Source organism: Bilifractor porci (genome assembly GCF_009696005.1).
Classification (GTDB): domain Bacteria; phylum Bacillota; class Clostridia; order Lachnospirales; family Lachnospiraceae; genus Bilifractor; species Bilifractor porci.
In genome coordinates this window covers 100,093-122,122 of record NZ_VUMV01000007.1, presented here as the reverse complement: position 1 = coordinate 122,122, position 22,030 = coordinate 100,093, and the positions used below count along the sequence as shown (strand labels likewise).

21 protein-coding genes are annotated in these 22,030 nt (G+C 55.1%); all 21 read right to left on the bottom strand.

Annotation, left to right across the window (positions count from 1 at the left end; all coding sequences use genetic code 11):
- Positions 1-39: 39 nt before the first annotated feature.
- Positions 40-1,284 (bottom strand): zinc-binding dehydrogenase, encoded by a 1,245-nt coding sequence (locus tag FYJ60_RS10000; RefSeq protein ID WP_154458540.1) that lies wholly within the window; start codon positions 1,282-1,284, stop codon positions 40-42.
- A gap of 18 nt (positions 1,285-1,302) precedes the next feature.
- The gene (locus tag FYJ60_RS09995) at positions 1,303-2,697 is read right to left on the bottom strand and encodes an aldehyde dehydrogenase family protein (protein WP_154458539.1); all 1,395 of its coding nucleotides are present in this window, start codon (positions 2,695-2,697) and stop codon (positions 1,303-1,305) included.
- Positions 2,698-2,719: 22 nt separating this feature from the next.
- Positions 2,720-3,559 carry a class II aldolase/adducin family protein gene (locus FYJ60_RS09990; protein WP_154458538.1) on the bottom strand — a complete coding sequence of 280 codons (840 nt, stop codon included), beginning with the start codon at positions 3,557-3,559 and terminating at the stop codon, positions 2,720-2,722.
- Between the two features lie 179 nt (positions 3,560-3,738).
- On the bottom strand, positions 3,739-4,197 hold the full coding sequence (locus tag FYJ60_RS09985; protein ID WP_154458537.1) for a EutP/PduV family microcompartment system protein: 459 nt from the start codon (positions 4,195-4,197) through the stop codon (positions 3,739-3,741).
- 3 nt (positions 4,198-4,200) lie between these two features.
- Positions 4,201-4,557, bottom strand: coding sequence for a BMC domain-containing protein (locus FYJ60_RS09980; protein ID WP_154458536.1), 357 nt, complete (start codon positions 4,555-4,557; stop codon positions 4,201-4,203).
- 80 nt (positions 4,558-4,637) lie between these two features.
- Entirely contained in the window at positions 4,638-5,390 is a 753-nt protein-coding gene (locus FYJ60_RS09975) for a PHP domain-containing protein (RefSeq protein WP_154458535.1), read from the bottom strand.
- 17 nt (positions 5,391-5,407) lie between these two features.
- On the bottom strand, positions 5,408-6,226 hold the full coding sequence (locus FYJ60_RS09970) for a hypothetical protein (RefSeq protein WP_154458534.1): 819 nt from the start codon (positions 6,224-6,226) through the stop codon (positions 5,408-5,410).
- Between the two features lie 25 nt (positions 6,227-6,251).
- Positions 6,252-6,827 carry a cob(I)yrinic acid a,c-diamide adenosyltransferase gene (locus FYJ60_RS09965; protein ID WP_154458533.1) on the bottom strand — a complete coding sequence of 192 codons (576 nt, stop codon included), beginning with the start codon at positions 6,825-6,827 and terminating at the stop codon, positions 6,252-6,254.
- A 28-nt stretch (positions 6,828-6,855) separates the two neighbouring features.
- The gene (locus FYJ60_RS09960) at positions 6,856-7,194 is read right to left on the bottom strand and encodes a glycerol dehydratase reactivase beta/small subunit family protein (protein WP_154458532.1); all 339 of its coding nucleotides are present in this window, start codon (positions 7,192-7,194) and stop codon (positions 6,856-6,858) included.
- Entirely contained in the window at positions 7,191-9,005 is a 1,815-nt protein-coding gene (locus tag FYJ60_RS09955; RefSeq protein WP_154458531.1) for a diol dehydratase reactivase subunit alpha, read from the bottom strand. Before FYJ60_RS09955 ends, FYJ60_RS09960 begins: the two co-directional genes overlap by 4 nt.
- A gap of 54 nt (positions 9,006-9,059) precedes the next feature.
- The gene (locus FYJ60_RS09950) at positions 9,060-9,461 is read right to left on the bottom strand and encodes a diol dehydratase small subunit (protein ID WP_154458530.1); all 402 of its coding nucleotides are present in this window, start codon (positions 9,459-9,461) and stop codon (positions 9,060-9,062) included.
- Positions 9,461-10,231, bottom strand: coding sequence for a propanediol/glycerol family dehydratase medium subunit (locus FYJ60_RS09945; RefSeq protein WP_235903388.1), 771 nt, complete (start codon positions 10,229-10,231; stop codon positions 9,461-9,463). The genes FYJ60_RS09950 and FYJ60_RS09945 overlap by 1 nt, the downstream gene beginning before the upstream one ends.
- 14 nt (positions 10,232-10,245) lie before the next feature.
- The gene (locus FYJ60_RS09940; protein WP_330579185.1) at positions 10,246-11,910 is read right to left on the bottom strand and encodes a propanediol/glycerol family dehydratase large subunit; all 1,665 of its coding nucleotides are present in this window, start codon (positions 11,908-11,910) and stop codon (positions 10,246-10,248) included.
- Positions 11,911-11,932: 22 nt separating this feature from the next.
- Positions 11,933-12,397 carry a GlcG/HbpS family heme-binding protein gene (locus FYJ60_RS09935; RefSeq protein ID WP_154458529.1) on the bottom strand — a complete coding sequence of 155 codons (465 nt, stop codon included), beginning with the start codon at positions 12,395-12,397 and terminating at the stop codon, positions 11,933-11,935.
- A 214-nt stretch (positions 12,398-12,611) separates the two neighbouring features.
- On the bottom strand, positions 12,612-13,607 hold the full coding sequence (epsC, locus tag FYJ60_RS09930; protein WP_154458528.1) for a serine O-acetyltransferase EpsC: 996 nt from the start codon (positions 13,605-13,607) through the stop codon (positions 12,612-12,614).
- 36 nt (positions 13,608-13,643) lie between these two features.
- Complete coding sequence (locus FYJ60_RS09925; protein WP_205839058.1) at positions 13,644-15,344, bottom strand: methyltransferase domain-containing protein; 1,701 nt, start codon at positions 15,342-15,344, stop codon at positions 13,644-13,646.
- A gap of 91 nt (positions 15,345-15,435) precedes the next feature.
- Positions 15,436-16,221 carry a sirohydrochlorin cobaltochelatase gene (locus tag FYJ60_RS09920; protein ID WP_205839057.1) on the bottom strand — a complete coding sequence of 262 codons (786 nt, stop codon included), beginning with the start codon at positions 16,219-16,221 and terminating at the stop codon, positions 15,436-15,438.
- 305 nt (positions 16,222-16,526) lie between these two features.
- Positions 16,527-17,519, bottom strand: coding sequence for a prolipoprotein diacylglyceryl transferase (locus tag FYJ60_RS09915; protein ID WP_154458525.1), 993 nt, complete (start codon positions 17,517-17,519; stop codon positions 16,527-16,529).
- 103 nt (positions 17,520-17,622) lie between these two features.
- Complete coding sequence (locus tag FYJ60_RS09910; RefSeq protein ID WP_154458524.1) at positions 17,623-18,492, bottom strand: homocysteine S-methyltransferase family protein; 870 nt, start codon at positions 18,490-18,492, stop codon at positions 17,623-17,625.
- 10 nt (positions 18,493-18,502) lie between these two features.
- The gene (locus FYJ60_RS09905) at positions 18,503-19,693 is read right to left on the bottom strand and encodes a peptidylprolyl isomerase (RefSeq protein ID WP_205839056.1); all 1,191 of its coding nucleotides are present in this window, start codon (positions 19,691-19,693) and stop codon (positions 18,503-18,505) included.
- Between the two features lie 89 nt (positions 19,694-19,782).
- On the bottom strand, positions 19,783-21,981 hold the full coding sequence (locus tag FYJ60_RS09900) for a Tex family protein (protein WP_154458522.1): 2,199 nt from the start codon (positions 21,979-21,981) through the stop codon (positions 19,783-19,785).
- Positions 21,982-22,030 lie beyond the last annotated feature (49 nt).

Sequence of the window (22,030 nt, the reverse complement as noted above, 5' to 3'; positions counted from 1 at the left end):
GCTCTCCTCTCCGTCAGCCTGCGCCGTTCCCGGCAGCAATCAGTGATTATTTGTATTTCCGTCCAGCGGAACGTTCGTTACCGCAACCTTCAGACCCTTCTGGGCAAGCGCAAACTCGTGCGCCTCGTTGATCTTATCCAGCGGAAAGGCGTCGGTAATCAGATCCGTTACCGGAATTCCGATTTCCTTCGCTCTCTTCAGGAAATCAAAGGTTGTCGCGTAATCCCGCAGTGTATATACCCAGGATCCGACCAGGTTAATCTCCTTGGAGCAGAGGTCGAAGTGCGGGTTAATGGTAGCGTCTCCATTGTTGATGAAGAAACCAAGCTCGCAGAGACCGCCGCCGTTGCGGACGAAATGATAAATATTGGAATGTGCCACCGGTGAACCTGTGCACTGGAAGGCGAAATCCGCCAGATGTCCGTCGAAGGTATCGGCAACTGCCTTTGCCAGATTGTCAATTCCCTTGTACTGCATGAAGTTTACGGTGTGAGTCGCACCGAATTTCTTTGAGAATTCCAATCTTGCGTCGTTTCCGTCTACGGTTGTGATGTTCTCGATGCCCATGGTACGAAGCACGGCAACGCAGAGCAGTCCGATCGGTCCTACTCCCTGGACAACCACGCGGCTGTTAAAGCGGAGAATTCCGGTTGTTTTTGCCCTCTCTACGGCATGAACCAGAACTGCCGCCGGCTCAATGATGATACGGGACTTCAGATCCATATCGCTTACATTGAAGAATGTGGTTCCTCTGGATCCCTTCAGGAAAATATAATCGGAAAACCATCCGTTCAGATGGGTCTCATCATCCGGAATGAGTCCGTATACATCCGCCGCGCCGACGTTCTTCTTGTTCAGGTCGAACATGGTGATGTCCGGATCATCCTGGAACATCATGCAGGTAACTACCTTATCTCCGACCTTTACCGGTTTTCCGGCGCTGTCCTTTGTAACATTTTTGCCGAGTTTGACAATCTCTCCGGTTCCCTCATGTCCCAGAGCAACCGGGATCAGGCCGAAGGGATCCTTCTTAAATTCGTGCTGGTCTGTTCCGCAGATTCCTGTTCCCTCTACTCTGACCAGGATGTCATCGTCACCGACCTCCGGGATCGGGAATTCTTTTACATCATAATGGCCCAGGGCGGTCAGCATAGCGACATGGGCGGTCTTCGGAACCTGTCCCGCGGATACGGGAGCAGACGCCGGAGCTGCAGCGGACGTTCCGGACATACCGGCCAGTACCTGCTTTACAATCTCCTCAATATTTGCTGAATTCATTTCCATTTTGTTCTTCCTCCTGCTTTACCGGATGCAGAGGCTGTCTACCATTACGCAGCGTCTCTTCTTTGTAAATGTCTCCGCGCTGGTCAGTCCCTCGCCGGTTCTGCTGGCAATCGTAAATGTCGGGAATCCTTCTCCGCCGAAGCCGAGTGCCGCGTAGGAAGGTCCGTTCTTTACCAGGATTGCCGTATCCATCGCCTTCGCGTATTTTGTAATCCGTGTCACATCATGAGAATGAATATGCGCGGAATGGCGGTTGCCATGTTCCAGCCAGAGAGCCTTCTCCAGAGCGTCATCAAAATCCGACGCGCGGACAATTCCCAGAATGGGCATCATCAGCTCGGTGGTGATAAGCGGATGCTCCTTCGGTCCTTCGAAAATGATGCATCTGGTGTCTTCCGGCTCATCGGTAACGCCTACCATGGCCAGCAGCGTCTTGGCATCACGTCCGACGCACTTCCGGTTCAGCTTGCCCTTCTCATCCATGACCGTGCGGACCAGAGCATCCTGTACCTCTTTTGAAGCCAGGTAGCAGCCCTGCTCGGTAACCATGTAATGCATCAGCTCGTCCAGAATGGAGCTGACGGCAATGACCTCTTTTTCCGCGATGCAGGGAAGGTTGTTGTCGAAGGTGCAGCCGTTTACAATGTCCTCCGCGGCTTTGCGGATATCCGCAGTCTCATCCACCAGGGCCGGAGGATTGCCGGCACCGGCGCCGATTCCTCTCTTGCCGCAGGAAAGGACTGCCTTTACGACGCCCGGACCGCCGGTAGCAACCAGAAGCGGGATATCCGGATGATGCATCATAACGGCACTGGTCTCCAGCGTGGGAACCTCAACCGTGGTGGCGATGTTATCGGGGCCGCCTGCTTCCAAAGAAGCCTCGTTCATCATGTTGATCGCGTAGATCGTTGTCTTGACAGCCTGCGGATGCGGGTTGAATACTACGGTATTTCCTGCCGCCAGCATCCCCATGGTATTGCAGAAAATCGTTTCCTGCGGATTGGTGCAGGGGGTAATTGCCCCGATTACACCAAAGGGTCCTTCCTCTACCAGGGTAAGGCCGCGGTCTCCCGACCACGCGATGGTCTTGATATCCTCAGTTCCCGGCACGCCATTGGCGACCAGATGATTTTTCATGATCTTATGTCCCACATTTCCCATACCGGTCTCATCCACCGCCATGCGGGCCATAATCTCGGCACTCTCATGGATCTTGCGGCGCATAATCGAAATAATCTGCTCCCTCTGATCCAGAGACATATTCCTTACTACTTTTTCGGCCTTTTTCGCGGCCTCAATCGCATCGTTCATCTCCTTGAAAATGCCGTGCTTTCCGGCAGGAGAATCGGAAATATTCATTTTTGCCATTACTTCCTGGACGATGTTTTTTACCATGCTCTCATCAATAGGCATGAATTTTTCCTCCCAGTATACGTCAGTTCAGTCCCAGCTGTTTCATAACCTGCTTTGTTACTTCTGCAACAACATCCGCGTTGCTCTTGTTCTCTGCGCCGTGCGCATAGGTAGAGCCTGTGTGCTCGCCAAGTCCGTCGCTGCTGCAGCTTCCTCCGCAGTTATGGCAGTTCAGGGTTCCCTTGTTCTGGCAGAGATTTGCCGGATGTTTGCCCGGAAGACCCATTTTTCTTCTGATTTCATACAGTCTCTGAACGGTTTCCTTGTCGAATTCCTTCGGGCCGCCCAGCATCTTGGACTGATACAGCAGCTGCGCGTAGAATTCTACGGACTCCATTTTCAGATATGCGGAAAGGAGGTCAGTGGAATAGGTCAGGGCGCCGTGGCTCTCCAGCAGTACAGCGTCGAAATACGGAAGATATTTCTCAATGGCATCCGGAATCTCGTTGGTAGAAGGTGTTCCGTAAGGAGCGATCGGTACACAGCCAAGAGCGATAACCGCTTCCGGCATAATCGGCTGGGTCAGCGGAATTCCGGCGATCGCAAAGCTGGTGGCATAAACCGGATGCGCATGTACAACAGAACCGACATCCGGTCTCTTTGCATATACTCTCATATGCATCTTGATTTCGGATGAGGGACGGAAGCCGGGGTTAGCCTGAAGCACTTCTCCTTTTTCATTTACTTTGCAGATGTACTCCGGAGTCATGAAGCCTTTGGAAACTCCGGTCGGTGTGCAGAGGAATTCATGATCATTGAGCTTTACGGAAATATTTCCGTCGTTGGCCGCAACCATGTTCCGGTTGTAGATTCTCTTGCCAATGTCACAAATTTGTTTTTTAATTTCAAATTCGTTAACCATCTTGTACTTTTCCTCCTTGAAAAACCTTTGGATAGTTTTTTATACTCTTCAGACATTATAGCCAGAGGCTTATATAATGTCAATAGTATCATGTTGTTTTGTGTTGGTTTGTAGCATTTTTCTGTGGGATTTCGTTGTCTGGTTCTGTCATTTCCGTCAGAATCCATGATGCCGGAAAATCACTTTTTCTCTTCCCACGGCATCACATCTCCGGGCTCCCGCAGATGCTCCAGGATAGCGGAAATCCCTTCTCCTGTTTTGGAATCCACCGGGAAAATGTCCCTGCACCCGGCCAGGCGGAGCCATCCCTCCGCGCGTTTCACATTGGCGTCCGGATGATGAATCTTGGTGATGATCCCGATGACCTCCCGGTTGCAGGTGCTGGTGCATTTCGGCGGAAACAATGTAAACGGCTCCGTGGCAGAGCACAGGAGCCCCACCACATCTGCCTCGTAGGTAAACATAGCCAGCGCATGTCCCAGCCATTTTGTCTGGGCATACTCCCCCGGCGTGTCAATAATGACATCAAAGTGATTGACATACTGGGTCTTATGGTAGGTGATTTTTTCCCCTTTCAGCGCCTGCGTCAGTGTCGTCTTACCTGCCTCGCTGCGGCCCATGAGAACAATTTTTTTCATAGGTTATGTCCTTGTAACCGGGCAGACGGTAAAGTGCAGGGTGTTCTGAAAATAATCCAGAACCGCTTTGGTGGACGCGTCCACCTCTGAGACCGTCCCGGTGACAATCAGGCTGCCGGAAAAGCGATCCACAAACCCGATCTCCACGGCAGACGCCTTTATGGCAATATCCCCCATGATGATTGCCGCCTCCGCAGGGGAAACTGTCATGATGCCGATTGCCGACTTGGAGTAATCGACCGTCGGATCCAGTCCCAGCTTGGTGTACATTACTTTATCCGGATTGGCAATGATGTGGGCAAGTGAAATCTGCTTGCCCGGCACCAGTTCCTGTATGATTCTCTGTTTCACTTCATCCATGTCTGTTCTTTCCTCACTGTCTCTGCCGCTTCCGGGTGACGCGTTCCGGCCGGCCTGCCCACACTATATTCTGCGCCTTGTCAGAAAAATCCTTTGTATCTGGGAACTTTGGGATCCGGCTCTCCGACTCCCAGAATTTCCAGAAGCAGCTCCGGCTTATCATTCAGGACCAGCTCCGGTGGATACCGGACCTCCCGAACCATGCGCGCCGCGAAGGTAAAATCCCCGATCTGTCCGGTTCCGTGGCTGTCGCTGGAGAGCAACACCGGAAGCCTGTACCTCAGGCAGGCATGCAGCATGGCTGTGTAATTGTCATGCACATCTCCCCGGTAGCCGTCTGGAGAAAGGGAGGAGTTGTTGACCTCCAGGATCACACCGTATTCCTTCGCTGCTGCCGCAAGCGTATCGTAGTCCAAAGGATACCTGGTATCATCCGGATGACCGATGATTTTCACCTTCGGATGCCGCATCGCCTGCGTATACGCCAGCGTATTTGCCGTCCTGCTCCCCGGCTCCAGATTCTGGCGGTGGATACTGGCAATCGCGTAATCCAGTCCCTCCAGAATGCTGTCATCCATATCGATATTTCCGGAAAAGTCCAGGATATTGGTTTCCACCCCATAGCAGAGCCGCATGCCGCAGCGTATTCTGGAGCTCCGGATCAGGCTCCGGAAATAGGAAGGTGTTCCCGCCGCCGGTGTCGCCGGGCCGTGATCCGTAATTCCCAGAAGCAGCAGTCCCTTCTTTTTCGCGGCCTTCGCCATATCCGCTATGGTGCTGGAGGAGCCGTGGCCGCTGGCAATGGTATGTGTGTGCATATCGCAGGTATACATTCTGCCCGTCCCTCCATTCATCTCTTCATTGCTTCATAGGCCGTTACCGCTGCCCTTGTCGAGATATCACACCGGAGCAAATACGCAGGCACCGTATTCAGCAGCCTGCGGAGCAGCATCTCATATCTCTGGCGGTTCTCCCAGGTCTCCGAACGGAAGCACTGCATTCTTGCCTTCTCCAAGGCCTCCCGCCAGCCCAGCCTGCGGATGCTGACCGTCTTTCCTTTTTCCAGGAAGGCGATGCCCCCGACGCGGATTTTCAGGTTGCAGCCCAGATGCCGCTTTCCGTCCCAAGGCGTTCCATAGGCATAAACCGCCGTGGAATCCGCCGGGCTCCGGACCGGATTAGTTCCTCCGGAACATGTCAGGGTACCGGACTCCCCGTATTCTGTCAGCATCCCGGAAAAATCCGAGGCTCCCGCCCCGTCAAAAAAGCGGAGAAGCGGTTTGTCATCATTAATCACAACTGCCGCTCCTCCGAATGCTTTTTTCCACATGGCGGCATGCGTGGATTTTCCGGCTCCCGAAGGTCCGGAAAACAGGTATGCCGCGCCCTGATATTCCACCGCAGACGCATGAAAGAACATGACTTCCCGCTTCAGTGCCTGTTCGCAGAACGAACGGTAAACCGCCATGGACTCCAGATAATCCGCGGAAAACCCGCTGCCCTCCAGACGGCGTTCCTTTTCCCGCAGAGCGGCTGTCATCGCGACAGAAATATCCGGAACCAGCGGTATCTTTTCCGCAGGAAGCAGATAGGGGCGCAGCAGCTCCTCCGTGCAGGTTCCGATCCCTGTGATCTCGGTGTTCAATTCCGCAAGCCTGTACATTGGCATGTCTTTTCCCTGCCGTTATCCCCGTTTACGTGTTTCGTTCTCCCGCGTGCTTCATAACATCCCGGATGACTTCCTGACGGATTCCGTCCTTCCGGATGTTTTCCGCCTTGTAATCCTCATACCTTGCGCATATATACAGATAGTCCGCAAGGCGGTTCAGATACTGCATGGCCTTTTTATCCGCCACATATTTCTGCGCCACCGTCCGGAACCGGCGTTCCGCCCTTCTGGCGACTGCCCGGGCAACATCCAGTCTGGCAGACTCCTCACAGCCTCCGTACAGGACAAAATCCTTTATCCGGGGAAAGGAGTCCTCGATCCGGTCGATCCAGTCCTCCAACTTTTCCGTCTCCTTCTCGTCAAAACGGTATTCCCGCTTCATCGGATCCGCAATGCCGGACATAATGCCCATCAGGAGACGCTGGATATGGGTGATTTCCCGCCGCAGATCATCTCCGGCAAGAACCTTCGCCATTCCCAGATGGCTGTTCAATTCGTCTATGGTGCCCAGAAGCTCGATTCTGTCATCCGTCTTCAGGACGCTTTTTCCGTCCAGAAGAGATGTTCTTCCGTTGTCACCTTTTCTTGTGTATATTTTCATCTTTCTGTCCTTATACACAGATACGGATTCAATCCGCCGCTTTCAATCCCAGCTTTTTTATGACCCTGGCGCTGTCGGCCCCCATCGCCCTGCACTGTCTAAACGTTGGCATGTGCCTGGCCTCCACATTTTTGCCGACGCGCATTCCCCGGATCTGGAGAACAACATCCACGCCGGAAATGCCGATGCCGGAACCCAGCATGGAATCCTCCGCAGCCTGATGGGCCAGGAAATTCACATCTGTCTCATCTCTGCTGAAGATCTCGAAGAACACGCCCTCTTCCTCAATCCCGGCACAGATCTCCCGCAGGAAATCCGGATCCGGGTGACTGGCGTAAATAAAAATAGATGGTCTTCTGGAAATCATTTCCGTTCCCCCGCGTAGGAAAGCACAAGCCCCGTGGCAACCGCGTTCCGCGGTCCTTCCGTTCCCCGGATATTTCCTCTTCCGCAGACAATCCGCCAGTTAATAAAGTCCTCTGTCAGCATCTCCGGAATTTCAAAATCCAGGGCGGAGCCTCCTACCAGAACCACGTTGGAGATATTTTTCAGGTTGTGCTCCGGAGCCACTTTCCTGAGCGCCCGCTCCGCGTTGGTCAGAAACACCTTTTTTTTGGCATCCCGGCGGACCTGCCGGATTTTCTCAAGGGGAATATCCTTCTCTACCCGGACAAGCCCGTCCGGAGTCAGAAGAACAACTCTTCCATAAAACCGCGGGTCGATGGATTCCTCCACAAAATGCATCTCCCCGTCCTCCAGCCGCATGTGGAACAGGCTCTCCACCCTGGCAAGGGGATACCGTTTGATCTGCTCCGCCATGCCGCGCTCGGGAAGCCCCAGCTCGGTCTGTATGAGCATGGATACCAGCTCCCCCGCACCGGCCTGGTGCGTGATCACCACATGGCCGTCCTTATGAATGACAGCGGCATCGGTAGAGCCTCCCCCCATATCCAGGATGGCAAGCGGCAGCTGTGTCCCCGGCGTTGTAAGCGCCCCCAGAGAAGCCATCACCGCCTCGACGCCGGCCACCGTCACTTTTGTGTGAAGCTCTTCCTCCAGCTTCGCGGCAATTTCCCGCATGGGAAGCTGCTGTGTGCGGACCATGGCCGCAATGCCGACCGCCTTCTCCAGACAGGTCTCGCCCGCCAGCGCGCCGGAAATAAGGACCGGTGCCAGCGTATCCACCGCCAGGACGTCTGTGATCCGGACCGCCGGACTGTCCTCTCTGCTGACATCCGCCATTCCCTTTTTGATCCGGGAAAACATGTTTCCGACATTGGTCCCCGGCTGCCCGGTGATGTCCCGGATCTCGCCCGCGCCTTCCACCGCGGCCATAATGTTCTCCGCCCCCTCGTCCAGACTGATCGTGGCCGGATGCTCCGCATCCAGATAGATCTCCCCGGCCGGGAGGACATTCTCCCGGATATCACCGTTCGGCGTCTTAATGACGACAGCGCTCCTGCTGCCGATCAGGCTTCTTGCAATCGGCGTGACCGCCCGTGTCTCCTGCGGGTCAAGATGCAGGAGGGTCGCGATCCCGTAAGGGTTGGAAAGCATGCGCACGGACTGTCCGGGCAGCGCGACCTCGATGGCTGCCTGCCTGCCCTCCGGCACCTTGTCAATCCTGGCGACCTCATCAACAATGGGAATCTTCCTGTGAATCCGGTTTTCCACCAGAACAGCCTCGTCGGCCTGAAGAATCATGCCGACCACCTGAATGCGGTCCGGAAGGCTGTTCAGCCTGGCCGCGATTTCCTCGTAGCCGAAGACGCCGGAAGCAAAGACAATATACGGAACCGACTCGGCGGCACGGTCCAGATGTTCATAGGAGAGCAGCGTCCCCGCTGCCTGTCCGGCTCCCGCCGGCGTAGACGGATTGTGGCCGATCATCGAAGAATCCGTGATAATTGTCTCCGTAAGCGTTTCCATGGCCGTGTCGCCGATGACCGGCGCCGCCTCGTTCAGACGGATCAGGCTGATCTCCGAGATGTCCCTGCCCAGGGCCGCCATGGCTCTGGTTAGCGCGGCCTTGATTCCGTGGATATTGGCAGGCGTTCCCTTGGTGCCTGTCGTCATCACCGAGGCGCTGGAAAGAAAGCGCACCGGCTCCCTGCCGACGCACTCTCCGATACACACCTCTGTTGTTGAATTGCCGATATCCACACCTGCCAGAATCATCTGCTTCTTCTTTCTCCCTGCCCCTGCGTTTCGCCGCGGTTCCTGCCCGCCGTTTTATTTCAGCAGGATTCCTCTCTTTTCATAAACCTCGGCGGCTTCCCGAACCAGCTGCGCGCAGTTGGGCGCCTGATAGGTATTCTGCAGCTCCTGCGCCATCTGCTCCAGTTCCTGTCTGGTGGAGCGGTTCGGACGAAGCTTGTTGTACATCTTCAGGATAATATCATCCGGAACGCGGGTCAGCTCTGCCGCCCGCTCGAAATTCTTCTCCATCGGGCCATTCCCGGCCTCTTTCGCGACCTGCCCCTGCGCCTTCAGGGTCTCCGGGGCGATCTTGATATCATCCGAACTGATATGGCCCTTCAGGACCTCGTCCAGTGTGATATCCGACAGCTTTTTCCCGGTTCTGGAGACAATCCGTTCTCTCTCATGTTCTCCCAAAGGATACTGGTAATCCATTACTGATCCCTCCACTCTATAATTCCCAGTTCAGGGCTGAGCTGCTCGGTCTCCGCGATATGCATAATGGCCGCCTTTACCTGAAATTTGGGACGGACCATCGGATCATTTACAGAGGGAACCGGTGTTACCGTCTCTCCCTTTGCATACTTCGCGGCATTTTGTCCGATGTGCCGGTAGGTTTCCGGCGTCATCAGCGGAGCCTGCGGAAACAGCTCCAGATTCGACAGGGGATAAAGATCTTTCTGGCTGATTACGGTTGTTCCCTTGGACTGGATGCCGATGCCGATGCCGGAGCCGGCCAGCTTGGCGGACTCCAGAGCCATAAATCCCACATCAGAGGTGTCCAGAATCTTCACCACGCGGGGCACCATTCCTTCTTCTTCGATGCCTGCCCTGACATTGCGGAGCACCTCTTCCAACGGAATGCCGCCGATGGTCTTCTTTATTTCTCTCTGAAAGGCGGCACCGACACCGATCACCACCTCTTTCGGATCTGTTCCCTTTTTCGCCTTCGGATAAGAGGAATAGTCCGTTTTTTTCTCATTAATTCTTGTCCGTCCCGCCATAGAAGGAATATCATCCTCGCCCAGCCCGGACGCCAGCTCACGTACCTGTTTTCTGACCTCCGCCGCATCGGGAAGGTCCAGCAGCGTATTTTTCACATTGCCGGAGGGCGTCAGATCCAGCCCGTCCCGCGTGCTCTGCGCCTTCATCTGGCGGACGACAGCCTCCGCAATCTGTCTGACCAATTCTTCTGAAATCTGCATCTCGCTCCTCCGCATCAAATGTCCATCGGGTTGATTCTGTGAGGAATTCTCTTGATCTCCTCCCAGCGCTCTCCCTCCAGACGATAACCGGTACCGGGTCCCAGATAATCATTCGGCGTGTTGAGGCCGGACATTACCTTGAAATTACTGTCCAGAATGGCCGCCGTCTGCATGTAGTCGCCGATCACCCGCTGTTCCAGCATGGCCAGGACGTTTTCCGCAAGATCGGTGAAGCCTGTTTCCGCCAGCGCGCGCACAACATCGACACCCGTAATTCCCCGCTTCATGACATCCTCCGCAGACATCAGGTCCGCCGCAACATCTCTGGGAAGGGTATCCTTACTTCCGTGCGCGTAAGTAATGGCCTCTACCTGTTCATCGGTCACCTCTGCCAGACCCAGCTGACGGAAAACAGCCTGCACGGCCCTTGCCGCCTTATTCCGGACAGCAATGACATCCGCCTCTTTGACCGGACGAAGCCCTCCGTCTACCTGCATATCCCTCTGGAATACATTGTAGTCGTCAAAATCTTCCGCATCAAAATTAGATCCCGCGAACATATTGTCATAATTCGGCTCCGCCGCGTAACCGGAAAAGATAAAATCCGTTCCGGGAAGGAATTCCAGCATGGTTCTCGCCGTGCGGCGCATATCGGAATTGGAAAAGCTCTGGTCGTTGGAGGAAGCGCATTCCAGTCCCAGAAGCGCTGCTACCAGGTTCTCGCCCAGTACCTCCCGGATGCCGGCCGGAACCGCGCCCGGAATACCGATACAGCTGACAGAGCCATTCTGAATCCCCTGGCTGCCCGCTCCCTTTGTCACATAGAGGCAGCGGCACTCCAGATAAAGCATAGACTTCTTTTCACTGCTTCCCATCAGTACTTCCGATCCGGAACCGGAGGTAAACCGGACTTTCAGCCCGCGGGACGCGTACGCGGAGTTCAGAAACGCCTTGGAATAGGGCGTGTCATCGCCGTCAATAAAGACTTTTTCCGTCCCGTAGACCGAGAGCGTTTCCGCGTAGGTGGTCAGTCCCCGGATGCCGAGCTCCAGCTCTGTCGCCTCCTCCGCGGAGCACTGGGTCAGGACACCGGGACGTCCCGCCTGCGAGCCGATCAGCAGTCCCATGGCATCCAGCGGCGCGTATCTTGCCACGCCCATGGTGGTCTCCTCTTCCGCAAACCCCCGGAGGGCGCCTTCCGCCGCATCCGCGGCAATCTGCACCGGATCATCCTTCAGGTTCGTAATATGCGCCTGATTTCCCGGCTTCTTTCTGGCGCGCATCTTCTGCATGCCCATCATCATCTCAACCACATTCAGCTGATTGATGACCTCCTTCATCTTGGCGGGAGTGATGCCGGAAATAATTTTCAGGACATCTTTCCTTGGCGTATCAATATCTACAATTTTCCTGGCTATCTCCAGGGAGGACATGGCCATGGAGCTCTCCGCCCTGTCGGTATTGATGGCATAGTCGGCGATAAACTGATCCAGGAAATCAAAATCCTTCTGTTCTTTGCCGTCCAGTTCCACAATTTTCCCGTTTTCCACGCGGACAGAAGGCCTGGGATCGTAGGGGCTGTCCATTGCCACAAACCCCATCTCCGGCCATTCGTTGATATATCCGTCCTTATTTACCGGACGCTGGTCCAGTATTTCAAAACGCTTTGATCTTTTCACCGTTTTTCTCCTGTACACAGAATCAGGACTGGCCTGTCAGCTCTGCGAATACCTTTAGGCCGTAAACCGCCACGTCGTTATCCTCCTCGCCGGTACCGCCGCTGATTCCCAGCCCGCCGACGATGGTGCCGTCAATTTTCAGCGGGACACCTCCGCCGAAGGCCACAATTTTTCCGTCATGCATAGCCTCCAGGCCGTAGAAGGTGCCGCCCGGCTGCACCAACCGTGAAAGCTCCATCGTAGACATTTTTACGGCAACAGCCGTATACGCCTTTTGTGTGGCAACCTGGTAGCTGACCAGAAAAGCATTTTCCATGACGTGGACAGCCACCGGGTTTCCGTGTGCGTCATCTACCGCGATGACACAGGCCATCCCCTTAGACCTGGCATAAGCTTCCACCTGATCCATCAGCTTCTTGGCCAGCTCCAGAGAAACCGATCCCTTGATGCGGCTGACCATGTTGCTGATCGTTATTTTTTCATCCATGGATGACCGTCCTCACTTTCTGTTTATGCGGGTGCGCCGCCGGCGCTTTTCCCCGCGCGCATTCCGGCGCGATGGCAAAACAGTGCCGCGCCACTGTAAAGACATTATAGAACAGCAATCACAAATGCGCAATATGAATCCGGAGGAAATATTCAAAAAGCCACACTTTCGTGTGGCAATTCAACACAATCTCACATTCTTTTTCTGACCGCGGTCAGATCACCCAGTCGCTGAACTCGTCCATATCCCCTTTCGGGCCGCCATGGCTGTACTCCAGCTCCGGGGCACGGGCGGAAACCTTCATGTCCGCGGGAACCGAGTGAACCACGAAGGTGTTGCCTCCGATGGTCACATCATCGCCGATCACCGTGTCTCCGCCCAGGACAGATGTTCCTGAATAGATCGTCACCCGGTTTCCGATTGTCGGGTGCCGTTTTACCCCCTTCAGCGCCTGGCCTTTTCTTGTCGAGAGTCCTCCTAGAGTCACACCCTGATAGATTTTCACGTTATCCCCGATTACGGTCGTCTCCCCGATGACGATGCCGGTTCCGTGGTCAATAAAGAAATATTTTCCTATTGTAGCTCCCGGATGGATATCGATTCCCGTCTTGCTGTGCGCGTATTCCGTCATAACGCGGGGAATCAGCGGAACCTTTGCCACCCACAATTCATGCGCGATCCGGTAGATGGAAATAGCCATCAGGCCGGGATAGCTCAGAATAATCTCATCTGTACTGTAGGCTGCCGGATCCCCGTTGTACGCCGCCTGGATATCTGTCGCCAGAATCTCCCGCAGACGTGGAATCTTATGAAGGAATTCATCTACGATTCCCTCCGCCTTTTTCAGGAGGACCGATTTTTCGCAGTCCTCACAGAGCTCCTGCGTCCCAAGGGCAATGGCTACCTGCTTCGTCAGATGGTACTGCACATATTCCAGCTTTTCTCCCACAATGTAGCGGACGTACTCCGCGCGTACCCGGTTTTTGTCATAAAATCCCGGAAAAAGGATCTCCCGGATCTTGCCGAGTATGTCAATCAGAAGATCCCTGTTCAGAATGCTGCTGACATTCAGCCTGGTGCTGCCCGGATATTCCGCGTAGCTCTCCAGGATGCTTTCAACCAGTTCCTGGGTATCTCCTTTTTTTACATCGGTCCGGTTCTTCATAATCCGGTCCAGCTGGGCCGTCATCCCCTGCACTTCCCTATCCATCGCTTCACTGCCTCCCCTGTGTACTGCATCACTTGTTTATTCCGGCGGTTTGCGCACGCAGAGCGCAAAAACCGGCGCCGGGTTATAAAACTCATCCTCGCAGATATAGATCTGCTTTCCCGCGGATGTATCAATCCGGAATTCCCCGATTCCCAGCCTGCGCAGAATTTCCAGATCCCAGGCAGGACGGGCATATCCGTTGATGGGAAGGGTTTCCTTGATCGCCTCGTTCTCCTGAAGCGTAGACATACCAAGCTGCATATGCGTGTGATTCTTCGGAACAGCAGCCAGATCCGCGGCATTGTCCAGTCCGTAATTCGCGTCAAAATTCAGAAGGAGGCCACCCGGTTTCAGGATACGGAGCCATTCCCGGTACGCCTGTTCCGGATCCGGAAGCGTCCACGTCAGGTTCCGGGAAACCACGAAGTCAAAGCTGCCGTCCGGAAATCCGGTTTTCATGGCGTCTCCCACTTCAAACCGGCAGACTGCCTTTTCCTCCCGCGCAAGCTTTTCCGCGCCCTCAATCATGCCGGGAGTCAGATCGATGCCGGTCACCTCATAGCCCATATGGGAAAGAAGAATACTGAAAAATCCGGCGCCGCAGCCGGCGTCGAGCACTTTACCTCCCTGCTTTTCCGGAAGATAGCGCTTTAACTGAGCCACCCAGCGGTCCGCAATCGGATTGTGCAGCTCCCTGCGCTTCTGCTCCAGAAATCCGGCGCTTCTCTTTGACCAGTAGGAGACAATCCGCTCTTCCCTGTCATCCTTCTCCTTCGCGATTCGTCCGTAGGCAATCATCGGGGTGTTCTCCCCGATGGCGAGGGTCTCCGTCTGATAGAGAATCACCCCGTCATGAGAGGCATAGCAGGTTTCCAGTATTTCCCCGCTGTAGTCCTTCACATTGCCCAGGATCTCTCCCCTCTCAAAAAGGTCTCCCGGCTTTTTTTCCGGGTACCAGAGTCCTGTGTACTCGGCGTACTGAAGAACCAGCTTATCTACGTCCAGCGGATAGTAGGTCCTGTCCTCCTTCTGCGCCTCGTAGATTCCCAGTCGGATCAGGAGATTATAGATATCCCTCTTATCCGAGTAGATTTCCTCCTCTGTGCGGCTTCCCTGTCCGCCCCGCTCCAGGAGAACCGCGGGAATACCGCAGGACGACGCGTAATTATACGCGCCGCCCCGGCTGACACCGGAACGCACCATGTAGGGGACATCCATCTGCCGTGCCATCTCCCTGGACATCTCCATAACAGCCGGGTCCGCCTTGCCGGCATAATACACATGCGGCGTAAGGCTCTCAAAGATACAGCCGCTGTGGAGATCCACCATATAATCCACTCCCGGAAAACACTGGGAGACAATCGCTTCCGCATGTCGCTCCACAGGAGTCCCGTCCGCTTTTCCCGGGAAGACAAGGTAGAGATTCTGCGACTCATCCACACCTGCCCGAACGTCTCTTTTCTCGAACGCGGTTCTTCCCGCAGCCATGACGATCAGTATTTTTCCCCTGACCCTGTCAGGATCCAGCTCCCTGGCCAGTTCCACTGCCGCCTCTATGCCGACATATTCATCCGGATGCATGCCGGCCGTTATCAGTATTGTTTTTCCGGGCTTTTGCCCTGCTATTACCGCCACAGGAATCTCCGTCCCGTCCTTCAGCGGAAGAAAGGTCTCGCCGGACCGGTTTTCCGGCATCTCAAGCTCCGACAAGACCGGAAAACGATCAGTTTCTGTCATCACACTATCCCATCCTTTTCCTCTCCCATACCGGCTCTGCCGGTACAGCAGGTGATCTGTCCGTCCGCGCGCTTTCCGCACGCATTCCATTTCAAAGCGGCACGGCTTCCGCGGCATGCTCCAGATACATGCGCCGAATCTCCGGATATTCTCCCAGCCCCTTCGTCAGACATTCCGTACGGTACCCGCGGCTGACAACAGCAGATTTCCAGGAATCGGATCCGCTGCCCGCCAGGTCATTAACCGCGTGATCCCCGGCTACAAACAGGAAGGGGGCCAGAAGTACTTTCCGCGGCTTTTTTTTATCCAGCTGTTCCAGTATGTCGGAAAGCCCCGGAGATGCCTCCACCGTTCCCAGTAAGACATTGCCGTACCCATGCTCCTGAAACAGTCCGGCCAGCCGAGGGTAAACCTGGTTGGCGCCGTGCTTTGTCCCGTGCCCCATCAGCACAAGGGCATCCTCCGGGCCAAGCTGCGGAAAAGAAGCGCCGACGGCATCCGTAACACTGTCCAGATCACGAGCCTCCGAAAGAAGAGGCCTGCCCAGACGGATTCTGTCAAACCGAGGAAGAAAAGCCAGGAGCGTTTCCTTCAGTTCATCAAATTCTATTCCCTGTAGAAGAAAGGTCGGCTGGACCAGGACATCCCTGACCCCTTCCGCATGAAGCTTTTCCAGCGCATCCGCCGGCGAGGGAACCACAATGCCGTCTCTCTCCCGCAGTTTTTTTCGGATAAACCCGCTGGTCCATGCCCGGTAAACAGGCGCTTCCGGAAAGACCGCCGCCAGATCCTGCTCTACAGCCCCGATGGTCTTTTCACATGTTTCCGGATAACTGGTTCCAAAGCTGACTGCCAGAACTGCCTCCGTATGATTCAACTGAATCCCTCCTCCCGTTTTATCTGCAGACACTATACTACATTGTAGTAAAGCCGAGTAAATCAGTCAACTATTTCATGACTTTGGATCCCGCCCGAACATGAGCAGGCAGCGATTTTCCTGATAAAAGCAGGAAAATCCGCGGATTGCGAATGGACGGAGATGTCATAACCCGATCCTGTTTCCAAAAGTAACAGAAAGGGCAGACGACGCCGCTCCCCGTGGGGATACGCGTGTCTGCCCTCTCTGTTCTGTTTGTCTGTTTTGTTTGATCTGTTCTATGGCCGGAAACACCGGTCCGTTTTTCAATCTTCTGTGTCGTCCTGCCTGGTTGCGGCAGCATTTGCCTCCCAGGACGCATCCGGATCCTCCGGTTCCACTGGGTCTTGTGCCGCACGGTCCGCACTCCCGACAGCTTCCGTAGGTTCTGCGGCAGCCTTTTCCCGGGTTCCAGCCTCTGCCGCCCCTGCGGAAATTTCCTCCTGTGTTCCGGCTTCTTCCGTCTCTGTAACAGCCTCTTCCTGCGCCTCGGCGCTCTCCGGATTCCGGTCTTTCCGCCGCATCACAAAAATTATGATGCCGGCCGCAAGAGTAAAAAGGCCGATAAACTGGGAAGTAGAGAACGGCCCGACCGCTCCGCGGATCAGGTCTCCCCTCCAGAATTCCACGATAATTCTCGCCCCGCTGTACAGAATCAGGTAGAGGGCAAGATCCTCTCCGTCCTTTTTCTTCCATTTTTTATCATAGACGCTGAGAAAGGCAAAAATACAGAAATCCACCGCACTGGAGATCAGCTGTGTCGGCACCAGATGAATCCCGTTCGGCGCATAATCCGAATGAGAAAATTCCAGGTAAACCGGCCCGGAGGTCTCCACCCCGTAGCAGCATCCCGCAAAGAAGCAGCCGATCCGGCCGAAACCCTGCGCCAGAGCCACGGCAGGCATGCCGACATCGAAAAATTTCCAGGAGGGAAGTTTTTTCCAGCGGCAGAAAAGATATCCTCCCAGAATACCTCCCAGCAGCCCTCCGAAAATCACCCATCCGTTTGACAGCGAGTGCAGGAACAAATCCGGATCGCTTGCCAGAAGAGGAAGGATGGTAATGATGTAGAGCAGCTTGGATCCCGCGTACCCGAAAACCAGACAGGCAATCAGGAGTCCGAAAAGATGGCTGTCATCCAGTCCTTTTTTTCTGATTCTGGATTCCAGGACAAAATAAGCCGCGATAATTCCGATCGCAGACATCAGTCCGTACGTATGAAATGTGAGCGGACCGATGGAAAACAAATCATTATACATATCTATGGTTCCTTTTCCATATGATGATTTCAGCGCAAAAAGTCATGCCACACAGAGAACAGGCAGACGACGTCTGCGCAGAGCCCTTTTGGCCGGACGGCAATTACAGCAGATTTGCCCGGAGCATCCGGATAAATTCCGGCGTAGTCCCGCAGCACCCTCCCAGGATGGAGACTCCGTCCTGCGCCAGTTTCTTCATTTCCCGGACAAAGTCCTCCGGCTTCATGTCATACACCGCGTTTCCGTCCACCATGACAGGCAGACCGGCATTCGGCTTGACAATCACAGGAATTTCCGCTCCCGCAGCCATCGCCCGGACAACCGGCTCCAGCTGCCGCGGTCCGGAGGAACAGTTAATCCCTGCCGCATCCGCTCCCTGCTCCGTCATTTTCTTTACCAGCTCTTCCGCTGTCCCGCCGAACCAGGCTCTCCCGTCCTCCTGGACTGTCATTGTCGCCATAAACGGAAGACCGCAGACAGAACGGACTGCCCGCAGCGCCAGCTCCGCCTCCCGGAGGGCCATCAGTGTTTCGGCCACAATCAGATCCGCGCCCGCCTGGTACAGCGCCTCGGCCTGCTCGCAGTACGCCTCAAAAAGCTCTTCTTCCTCCAGATCTCCCAGCGGGTCCAGCGGCTCGCCGGGTGTTGTCATGTCTCCCGCCACCAGCGCGTCCTGTCCCACCGCCTTACGGGTCAGCTCCACAAGGCCGGTGTTCAGCCGTTTCACATCCCTCTCCAGCCCGTGCTTTTTCAGACTGATCCTGTTTGCGGAAAATGTCGGGGCATAAACCACCTGACTTCCGGCCTGCACATAGGCTTTCTGCAGATCCTCCAGCAGTTCCCCGTGATCCAGAATCCATGCCTCCGCGCAGATGTTTCTGGGCATTCCGCGCTTCAGCATCTCTGTTCCCGTCGCGCCGTCAAGCAGAAGAATGCGGTTTTCGGTCATGGTGCGAAATCCCTGTCTGTTCATGAGATTCTCCTTATTGAGCCGAAGAGCTGCTTACCGAAGAACTTCCTGTACTTCCTGCTGATGAAGAGGTTACGCTCTCTGCAGAAGAAGATGTCACGGAATCCGTGCCGGACGCAGAGCTCTGCGATGCGGAATCTGTCGGCGCAACATATACGGTGTATCCGTCTTTGTCCGTCACCTCCAGCTTATCCCAGGCCTTGGTGAGCGTGACATCCGCCGCGTCCGTCCAGCTCTTTAACAGGTCATTATACGCCGTCTGCTTTCTCTCTGAGACAATGCTCTCCTTTTTGGAATCTGTAGCGTCCCGGTCAAGCACCGCGTCCATACGGATAATATAGTAGTAATCCCCGGTATCAATGACTCCGTCGTAGACTTCTCCGTCCTGCAGCGTCGCCGCCGCCTCTTTGACCGCGTCCGGCAGAGTGGTGTCATCGCTGCCGTAGCTGAGGGTGGAAGAAACAATGTTCTCAGAATCCAGCGCCTTGGCCTGAGAAGTGATGTCCGTTGTCGCCGGGTCATCCGCCTTCTGGATTTCTTTCAGCAGTTCCTCCATGGTTGTCTTGTATTTTGCCTTGGCATCATCGTCCACGCTAACCGTATCCCCACTGTCATTCTGCGTGGTCAGATTGATTCTTGCATAGGTAATGGTGGACTGCTTCGCCTCGTCGTCGGAAACATCAGTGTCCACGTCCGCCGTCATGGCGTCATACATCAGCGACTGGTATGAGGACAGCTCCAGAATATAGCGGATGTCGTCCTGGCTTGTCCCGAGCTTTTTCATGACATCCTCATTTTCGCTGTAGGTTTTCTCCGCCGCCGTGTCCAGCGCGCTGTTCAGGTCATCGCTGAGAGCCAGATCATAATCTGCGGCGTGTTCCTTCAGACAAACGTTCTGGATCAGCGTGTTTTTCGCGGAATCCTTCAGTGAGTCCCCGTAGGTAGAAATGGATGAATCGCTGGAAGCGGTGTAGTCCTTGTCCCAGAGCGTCGCGCCGGACTGATACATGCCATACTGCTGCATCATATACGTGGACTGGGCCTGCTGGTAGCGCAGGAAAAAATTCGCCTCGCCGACCGTAAGCACATCATCATTCACCTTAATCGCAGTTTCTTTTCCGTTCGTACCGCACCCGGACAGAAGCATGCCGGCGATCATACAGCCGGCCAGTCCCGCGGCAGCCATTTTTCTGTTCATCTTCATGAAAATCATATCCTCCCTGTTCTAAAAATAGAGTATACGTCCAAGTGTGTAAGCTCGGCAACTTTTATTTCGGAAAATTCGTTCAAATTTCACAGGTTCATGCTCAGGGCGATCCGATTCTTTTCCATATCCACACTGAGCACCCTGACTTCCACGACATCTCCCACGCTTACGACCTCCAGGGGATGTCTGATAAATTTTTTGTCCGTCATCTGCGAAATATGGACCAGTCCGTCCTGGTGAACCCCGATGTCCACAAACGCCCCGAAATCTATCACGTTCCGGACCGTCCCCTTCAGAATCATGCCGGGACGCAGGTCTTTCATCTCCAGGACATCATTTCGCAGGACTGGTTTAGGCATATCCTCTCTGGGGTCTCTGCCAGGCCGGATCATCTCGGAGATTATATCCCGAAGCGTCAACTCGCCGATGTCCAGCTCCTCTGCTGTCTGCTTCAGGAATCTGCTGATATTCTGCTGCGCCTCCGCGCGGCTGCGCGCTCCCGCCGTCATACAGTCCCGGATGCGGGTTCCGTGCCCGCCGTCCGCAATGTCCGCAGGCGTCAGCCCCGCTTTTTTCAGAAAGGCTTCCGCCGCCTGGTAGCTCTCCGGATGAACCGCCGTCGCGTCCAGCGGGTTGGTCCCGCCGCGGATCCGGAGAAATCCCGCACACTGCTCAAAAGCCTTCGGACCCAGCTTCGGAACCTTCAGAAGATCTTTCCGGGAACGGAACGACCCGTTTTCTTCCCGGTATTTTACAATATTTTTGGCGGTCGTCCCGGAAATCCCGGATACATATTCCAGCAGGGGCGCAGATGCCGTATTCAGATCCACGCCTACCCGGTTGACACAGTTTTCGACCACTCCTCCCAGAACTTCTCCGAGACGTTTCTGATTCATATCATGCTGGTACTGCCCGACTCCGATGGATTTGGGATCTATTTTCACCAGTTCTGCCAGCGGATCCTGCACCCTTCTGGCAATCGAAGCCGCGCTTCTCTGTCCCACGTCAAATTCCGGAAATTCTTCGGTCGCCAGGCTGCTGGCGGAATAAACAGAAGCGCCTGCCTCATTGGTGATCACATAAGAAACCTTCTCCGGAATTTCCTTCAGCAGTTCCACAATAAACTGCTCAGACTCTCTTGACGCGGTACCGTTGCCCACAGAGATCAGCGTGACCTGATATTTCCGGATCAGTCTTTTCAGCGTTTCCCCGGCCGCCGCGATTTTGGCCGGATTCGTAGGCGCGGTCGGGTAGATAACCGCCGTGTCCAGGACCTTCCCCGTGGCGTCCACCACAGCCAGCTTGCATCCTGTCCGGAACGCGGGATCCCAGCCCAGAACGACCTGTCCGGCAATCGGCGGCTGCATGAGCAGCTGCTGCAGGTTTTTGGCAAAGACCTTCATCGCCCCTTCTTCCGCCCGCTCCGTCAGCTCCTTCCGTATTTCCCTCTCAATCGCCGGGGCAAGCAGCCGGGAGTAGCTGTCCCGGATAACTTCCCCGAGCAGTTCCGCCGTCTCCGGATTCTCCCCGGTAATAAACCGCCTCCGCATGTACTGCAGAAGTTCCTCTTCCGGGACCTCCAGCCGGACGGTCAGGATTTTTTCCTTCTCCCCCCTGTTTATGGCCAGAACACGGTAGCCGGCTATTTTCCGCACCGGCTCCCGAAAGTCGTAATACATTTCATAAACCGATTTTTCCTCCGGTTTTTTCGCGGAGACGGCCAGAACTCCGGAAGTCCGGGTCTGTGAACGAATCTCCGCGCGGACCTCCGCCTCTTCGGAAAATCTCTCCGCCAGAATATCGGAAGCACCCGCAAGCGCGCTCCGCGCATCCGTCACATCCTTGTCCGGATCGACAAAGGCTTCCGCCGCTATCTCCGGCCGGAAATCCGCCGCCTGGGCAAGAATCCGGTCCGCCAACGGCTCCAGTCCTTTTTCCTTCGCGATGGAGGCGCGGGTCCGCCGTTTCTGCCGGAAGGGCAGATAAAGATCCTCCAGCGCCACCATGGTCTCCGCGGCCGCAATCGCCCGGTCCAGCTCCGGAGTCAGTTTTCCCTGCTCCGCAATACTTCCTCGCACCGATTCCCTGCGCTCCTCCAGGTTTCGCAGATAGGCCAGCCGGTCCCCCAGGTTCCGCAGCTGCTCATCATTCAGGGAGCCTGTCGCCTCCTTCCGATACCGGGCGATAAAGGGTATCGTGCACCCCTCGTCGATCAGCTTCACGGCGGCTGCGGTCTGATCCTGACGGATCTGCAGCTCCCCGGAAATTTTCTTAATAATATCCATCAAATTCTTCCTCAAATTCTATTGTTTTCTTTCTTCCGGCAGGCCGCAG

Bases quoted from the DNA above. Each gene is read 5' to 3' on its own strand.
- FYJ60_RS10000 (WP_154458540.1), bottom strand. From the start codon at position 1,284: ATGGAAATGAATTCAGCAAATATTGAGGAGATTGTAAAGCAGGTACTG.
- FYJ60_RS09995 (WP_154458539.1), bottom strand. From the start codon at position 2,697: ATGCCTATTGATGAGAGCATGGTAAAAAACATCGTCCAGGAAGTAATG.
- FYJ60_RS09990 (WP_154458538.1), bottom strand. From the start codon at position 3,559: ATGGTTAACGAATTTGAAATTAAAAAACAAATTTGTGACATTGGCAAG.
- FYJ60_RS09985 (WP_154458537.1), bottom strand. From the start codon at position 4,197: ATGAAAAAAATTGTTCTCATGGGCCGCAGCGAGGCAGGTAAGACGACA.
- FYJ60_RS09980 (WP_154458536.1), bottom strand. From the start codon at position 4,557: ATGGATGAAGTGAAACAGAGAATCATACAGGAACTGGTGCCGGGCAAG.
- FYJ60_RS09975 (WP_154458535.1), bottom strand. From the start codon at position 5,390: ATGTATACCTGCGATATGCACACACATACCATTGCCAGCGGCCACGGC.
- FYJ60_RS09970 (WP_154458534.1), bottom strand. From the start codon at position 6,226: ATGCCAATGTACAGGCTTGCGGAATTGAACACCGAGATCACAGGGATC.
- FYJ60_RS09965 (WP_154458533.1), bottom strand. From the start codon at position 6,827: ATGAAAATATACACAAGAAAAGGTGACAACGGAAGAACATCTCTTCTG.
- FYJ60_RS09960 (WP_154458532.1), bottom strand. From the start codon at position 7,194: ATGATTTCCAGAAGACCATCTATTTTTATTTACGCCAGTCACCCGGAT.
- FYJ60_RS09955 (WP_154458531.1), bottom strand. From the start codon at position 9,005: ATGATTCTGGCAGGTGTGGATATCGGCAATTCAACAACAGAGGTGTGT.
- FYJ60_RS09950 (WP_154458530.1), bottom strand. From the start codon at position 9,461: ATGGATTACCAGTATCCTTTGGGAGAACATGAGAGAGAACGGATTGTC.
- FYJ60_RS09945 (WP_235903388.1), bottom strand. From the start codon at position 10,231: ATGCAGATTTCAGAAGAATTGGTCAGACAGATTGCGGAGGCTGTCGTC.
- FYJ60_RS09935 (WP_154458529.1), bottom strand. From the start codon at position 12,397: ATGGATGAAAAAATAACGATCAGCAACATGGTCAGCCGCATCAAGGGA.
- epsC (WP_154458528.1), bottom strand. From the start codon at position 13,607: ATGGATAGGGAAGTGCAGGGGATGACGGCCCAGCTGGACCGGATTATG.
- FYJ60_RS09925 (WP_205839058.1), bottom strand. From the start codon at position 15,344: ATGACAGAAACTGATCGTTTTCCGGTCTTGTCGGAGCTTGAGATGCCG.
- FYJ60_RS09915 (WP_154458525.1), bottom strand. From the start codon at position 17,519: ATGTATAATGATTTGTTTTCCATCGGTCCGCTCACATTTCATACGTAC.
- FYJ60_RS09910 (WP_154458524.1), bottom strand. From the start codon at position 18,492: ATGAACAGACAGGGATTTCGCACCATGACCGAAAACCGCATTCTTCTG.
- FYJ60_RS09905 (WP_205839056.1), bottom strand. From the start codon at position 19,693: ATGAAGATGAACAGAAAAATGGCTGCCGCGGGACTGGCCGGCTGTATG.
- FYJ60_RS09900 (WP_154458522.1), bottom strand. From the start codon at position 21,981: ATGGATATTATTAAGAAAATTTCCGGGGAGCTGCAGATCCGTCAGGAT.